This window comes from Gilliamella bombicola (genome assembly GCF_900094945.1).
Classification (GTDB): Bacteria; Pseudomonadota; Gammaproteobacteria; order Enterobacterales; family Orbaceae; genus Gilliamella; species Gilliamella bombicola.
Genome location: NZ_FMAQ01000005.1, coordinates 23,068 through 29,152 on the forward strand (window position 1 = coordinate 23,068; position 6,085 = coordinate 29,152).

Consider the following 6,085-nt stretch of genomic DNA (forward strand, 5'->3'; position numbering starts at 1 on the left):
ACAATAAATAACCTTATGAAAAAGAACTTCGCAATTATATTATTAATTATTATTCCGTTAATATCACTAACAGGCTGCTACCCACACTACAAAACTGAAGTTGTTACTGTTACACCAGATATAACATTAAATAATGACAATCAACTATGTATCAGCATACCTACAAACCAAATTATGGCAAACCAATCAATTCCCATTGATACTATTTATATTACAGAAACAACTCTATCAGAAAAGGGCTTCCTAGAGGATTGGGAAAAAGATAATTGGAAAGGAGATAACATTCGTTCTGGCGAATGCTTGAAAATTGAATACCCTTTGCAAGCAAATACAACTTATCGCATTAAGTTTACCAGTAAGTTGACTTCTGACCCAACATTCTATACATATTTTAGATGGATAAGGAAATTCCGCCTAGAAAAACAAAATGATGGTAAATTTATACTATTATTGGACAACAAAGCGAATAAATAATAGCACTTCAACTCTAATTTAGCGCTATCCAAATTTAGCATTGACCTTAATTATCATTAAGCTAGGGTAACCTAGCTTAATCATTATTATCAGATCTCAGATTAAATCAACACGCATAAAGCTCTACACAATTAAAATGTAAAGATAAATTTACTAAAACTACAAAATAAAAACAACCCTAATAAATTCTGATTAATAAGTGAAAATTTAATTTACTATTATGTAATTTTGTGTTTACATATTAAACGTTTATGTAATAAAAATTTTACATATAAATAATTGCAAGATTTTAACAAGGAAAATAAAAATGTTAAAAGATTCACTAAATAATGTCAGAATTAGGGACGAACACATGCTAGTTACCCCCATAGAGATAAAAAAACTTTATCCGCTATCTAATGATCTAGAAAAGCAAATTGCCTCATCAAGACAAACCATTGTTGATATTTTAGAACGCCGAGATCATCGATTACTTATCGTATGCGGTCCTTGCTCTATTCATGACCCTGTTGCAGCAATTGAATATGCACATAAATTAAAAAAACTATCCGACGAAGTCAACGATCACCTATTTATTGTCATGCGTGTCTATTTTGAAAAACCACGCACCACCGTAGGTTGGAAAGGAATGATTAACGACCCACATATGGACAGCTCATTTGATATTGAACATGGACTTAAAAAAGCACGCAAATTATTACTTGATATCACCAAAATTGGGTTACCTATTGCAACCGAAGCATTAGATCCAAACACACCACAATATATTGGCGATTTAATTAGTTGGTCAGCAATCGGCGCAAGAACGACTGAATCACAAACACATAGAGAAATGGCATCAGGACTATCAATGCCAGTCGGCTTTAAAAATGGCACCGATGGTAGTTTAGATGTCGCCATTAACGCCATGAAATCGGCATCAATGGCGCACCGCTTTGTGGGGATCAATCAACAAGGGCAAGTAACCGTTTTACAAACCATGGGCAATCCACACGGTCATGTTATTTTGCGTGGTGGCAAAACGCCAAATTTTGATGCTGAAAATGTCGCATTATGTGAAACACAAATGAAAAAGGCGGGATTGTTACCTAACTTAATGATTGATTGTAGTCATGCTAATTCCAACAAAGATTATCGCAATCAACCGATTGTTGCCGACTCAATTATTGAACAAATTGAACATGGCAATAACTCAATTATTGGTGTAATGATTGAAAGTAACTTATTTGAAGGCAATCAATCGTCTGAACAACCGCCAGAAAACTTGAAATATGGCGTATCAGTCACTGATGCTTGTATTAATTGGGAAAGTACCGAACAATTATTACAAAAAATGAATAACCAATTAGCAAAACCGCTCACCCAAAGGCAGCAGCAATCAGCTAAAGCCTAAACACTAATAACAAAATCGCCGACAAAAATATCGGCGATTTTTTTATTTAACCCAATTGCTTACGCGCATTACGGAATAGGCGCATCCATGGACTATCTTCGCCCCAATTATCTGGGTGCCAAGAATTTGTTACAGTTCTAAATACACGCTCAGGATGAGGCATCATAATCGTTGCGCGACCATCTTTAGAGGTGACTGCAGTGATCCCATTTGGAGAACCATTCGGATTATTAGGATATTGCTCTGTGACTTGACCAAAATGGTCAATATAACGCATAGCAACTAATCCAGAGGCTTCTAAATGCGTTAAATGCGCATCATCAGCAACTTCAACCCGTCCTTCCCCATGCGAAACCGCAATTGGCATATAAGAGTCCGTCATACCGGTAAACAGCAAAGATGGGCTTGATTGAATTTTCACTAGACTAAAACGAGCTTCGAAGCGTTCTGACACATTACGAACAAAGCGTGGCCACAGATCAGCCCCCGGAATCAAATCCTTCAAATTCGACATCATTTGGCAACCGTTACAAACCCCTAACGATAACGTATCGCCGCGATGGAAAAACTGCTCAAACTCATACCGAACTCGCTCATTAAACAGCACCGATTTAGCCCAACCTTCGCCAGCACCCAACACATCACCATAAGAAAAGCCACCACAAGCAACCAGTGTACTAAATGGATCAAGCGTAATACGACCAGAAAGCAGATCCGTCATATGCACATCAATGGCTTCAAAACCAGCTCGATTGAATGCAGCGGCCATTTCGACATGCGAATTAACACCTTGTTCACGTAATACAGCCACTTTAGGTTTTACGCCAGTGACAATATAAGGCGCTGCAATATCTGCTTGAGGATCAAAGGTTAAGTGCACACTTAATCCTGGATCATCTTCATTTTGTTTGGCTTGATGTTCTTGATCTGCACACTCAGGATTATCACGTAACCGCTGCATCTGCCAAGTTGTTTCGGCCCACCATGTTCTTAACGTTGAGCGCGACTCACTATAAACCACAGCAGATTTATTACGCACAATAAATTGTTGTCCTGCTTTAGCACGACCCAAAGCATAAACTGCATGAGATAAGCCAAACTGCTTAAAGCAAGCCATCACATCGTCTAAACAACTATTGGCCACCTGAATAACAGCACCAAGCTCCTCATTAAATAGCGAAGCAATCACATCATGACCTAATTGAGAAATATCAACATCAACACCACAATGCCCAGCAAAAGCCATCTCGGTCAATGTCACAAACAGCCCTCCATCAGAACGATCATGATAAGCAAGCAGAGCATTTTGACTGACTAAGGATTGAATTGCTTGATAAAAAGCCGCAAGCTCCTTAGCATCATGAACATCCGCTGTTTTTTGACCTAAATGACGGTATACCTGTGCCAGTGCAGTTGCGCCTAACGCTTGGTGACCTTTCGATAAATCAACCAACAATAACGTATTATCTTGATCGACACGCAATTGCGGTGTCACGGTTTTACGCACATCTTCAACGCGCGCAAATGCCGAAATCACCAACGATAATGGCGACGTCACTGTTTTTTGTTCACCATCTTGTTGCCATGTGGTTTTCATCGACATCGAATCTTTACCAACAGGAATAGCCAGACCCAATGCTGGGCATAATTCTTCGCCAATGGCTTTGACTGCTTGATAAAGACCGGCATCTTCGCCCGGATGGCCAGCAGCGGCCATCCAGTTAGCTGAAAGCTTGATACGTTTGATATCGCCGATATTCGTTGCGGCAATATTGGTAATCGCCTCGCCAACGGCAAGCCTTGCTGAAGCGGCAAAGTTAAGCAAAGCAACGGGGGCGCGTTCACCGATTGACATAGCTTCGCCATAATAGCTATCTAAGCTTGCAGTCGTAACCGCACAATCAGCAACAGGCATTTGCCATGGGCCAACCATTTGATCGCGCGATACCATCCCCGTCACAGAGCGATCACCAATGGTAATTAAAAAGGTCTTTTCAGCAACGGTTGGCAAATGTAAAACCCGTTTAACCGCATCATATAAATTAATATCAGCAGTTGAAAAATTATCACCATGTGCTTGATGGGTCTTAACATCTCGTTGCATTTTAGGTGTTTTACCAAGGAGCACATCCAATGGCAAATCAATTGGATTATTATTAAAATGATCATCATGCAAAGTAACAGCTTTATTGGCAGTTGCTTGACCAATCACCGCATAAGGCGCCCGCTCGCGTTGGCAAAGCTCATCAAACAGGGCCAATTTATCCGGATGGATGGCAAGCACATAACGTTCTTGCGATTCATTACACCAGATTTCTAGCGGTGACATCCCTGGCTCATCGTTAAGTATTTTACGTAGCTCAAATTGACCACCACAGCCACCGTCACTAACTAGCTCAGGCATCGCATTAGACAAACCGCCAGCACCCACATCATGAATAAATAAAATAGGATTATCTTCACCAAGTTGCCAACAACGATCGATAACCTCCTGACAACGGCGCTCCATTTCAGGGTTATCACGCTGAACAGAAGCAAAATCCAAATCGGCATCAGACTGGCCCGACGCCATAGACGACGCCGCCCCACCACCTAAGCCAATATTCATCGCAGGACCACCTAACACAATCAGCTTAGAGCCAGCCGGAAACTCACCCTTTTGGATATGTTCACGACGTATATTACCCATACCGCCTGCCAACATAATCGGCTTATGGTACCCTCTAAGCTCCTCACCATTATGGCTATTGACCTTTTCTTCATAAGTACGGAAATACCCCAATAAAGCCGGACGACCAAATTCATTATTAAACGCGGCTCCCCCTAAAGGACCATCCATCATAATATCAAACGCACTGACAATACGATCAGGCTTACCAAAATCGTATTCCCAAGGCTGTTCAAAGTTAGGAATACGCAAATTAGAAACCGAAAACCCAACCAATCCCGCTTTCGGTTTAGCCCCGCGCCCAGTTGCACCCTCGTCACGAATCTCACCACCACTCCCCGTTGCTGCACCCGGCCAAGGCGATATAGCAGTTGGATGATTATGCGTTTCCACTTTCATTAAAATATCCGCATATTCTTGATGATAGCCGTAGGTTTTATTCTCATTATCGGCAAAAAAGCGCCCAACTTTCGAGCCATCCATCACAGCGGCATTATCCTTATAAGCAGATGAAACATAATCGGGGGTGTGTTCAAAAGTATTTTTGATCATCTTAAACAGTGATTTAGGCTGTTTTTTACCATCAATAATCCAATCAGCATTAAAAATCTTATGGCGACAATGCTCAGAGTTGGCTTGCGCAAACATATAAAGTTCAATATCTGTCGGATTACGTTTTAATTTTTCAAAATTTTCAACTAAATAATCAATTTCATCAGGCGCTAATGCCAAACCTAATTTAAGGTTAGCGTCTTCTAAGGCCTTGCGTCCCTGGCCTAATAAATCAACGGTTGTTACAGGCGTAGGTGACTCAACGTGGAATAGCTGCTCGGCTTGCTCAACACGACTAAAAACGGCTTCCATCATGCGATCGTGAATCAATGATAAAAAATCGTTTTTTTGTGAATCGGTTAATGGCGAACTCACTTGCACATAATAAGCGATTCCTCGCTCAATACGTCGAATCTGTAACAAGCCACAATTATGCGCAATGTCCGTCGCTTTTGACGACCAAGGCGAAATGGTTCCGGCTCTTGGAGTAACTAAAAAAAGTTGCTTGCTAGATGTCTCTTTAACATTGATTTGTGCGGTTTTAGGACCGTATTGTAATAATTTATCTAAAGTTAGCTGTTGTTCAGCCGTTAACTCGCCTGCCAAATCAACAAAATGGAGATATTGGGCTTCAATATCAATAACAGGGATGGATTTTTCACAACAAGTAGATAAGATTTTACTAATACGAAATGCAGATAAAGCAGAACAGCCAGCTAAAATTTTCATGAAAATTACTCTTTTTAAGCTAAAAATAGGGGGAAAATAGAATAATATTATAAAAGAAAGCGTACGATGTGGCTATATTAAATACAATTAATCGGGTGATGGTGGGGGGAGTTTGTTTTTTTTGTTAAAAAACAATCGAAAAAACTTTAATAAAATCAATACCTTTTCTGACCGATTTTTGGGCGGAAAATCAGGCCTTTTTTGTTTTGGTGAATAGAATGAATTAGGTGCAGTGGTTTCGGACGTTTTGACCTTTAGCGAACAAAATA

General features: G+C 40.3%; 3 protein-coding genes. 2 read left to right on the forward strand and 1 reads right to left on the reverse strand.

Annotated elements, in window-relative coordinates:
• Nucleotides 1-15 precede the first annotated feature (15 nt).
• Together GA0061081_RS06060 and GA0061081_RS06065 are read left to right on the forward strand one after the other, a co-directional pair.
• Nucleotides 16-474, forward strand: coding sequence for a putative T6SS immunity periplasmic lipoprotein (locus GA0061081_RS06060; protein WP_091348272.1), 459 nt, complete (start codon nucleotides 16-18; stop codon nucleotides 472-474).
• Between the two features lie 307 nt (nucleotides 475-781).
• Complete coding sequence (locus tag GA0061081_RS06065) at nucleotides 782-1,867, forward strand: 3-deoxy-7-phosphoheptulonate synthase (protein ID WP_091348275.1); 1,086 nt, start codon at nucleotides 782-784, stop codon at nucleotides 1,865-1,867.
• Nucleotides 1,868-1,913: 46 nt separating this feature from the next.
• Here the strand turns inward: GA0061081_RS06065 and purL are convergent, their stop codons facing one another.
• Nucleotides 1,914-5,816 carry a phosphoribosylformylglycinamidine synthase gene (gene purL / locus GA0061081_RS06070; RefSeq protein WP_091348277.1) on the reverse strand — a complete coding sequence of 1,301 codons (3,903 nt, stop codon included), beginning with the start codon at nucleotides 5,814-5,816 and terminating at the stop codon, nucleotides 1,914-1,916.
• Nucleotides 5,817-6,085: the final 269 nt, after the last annotated feature.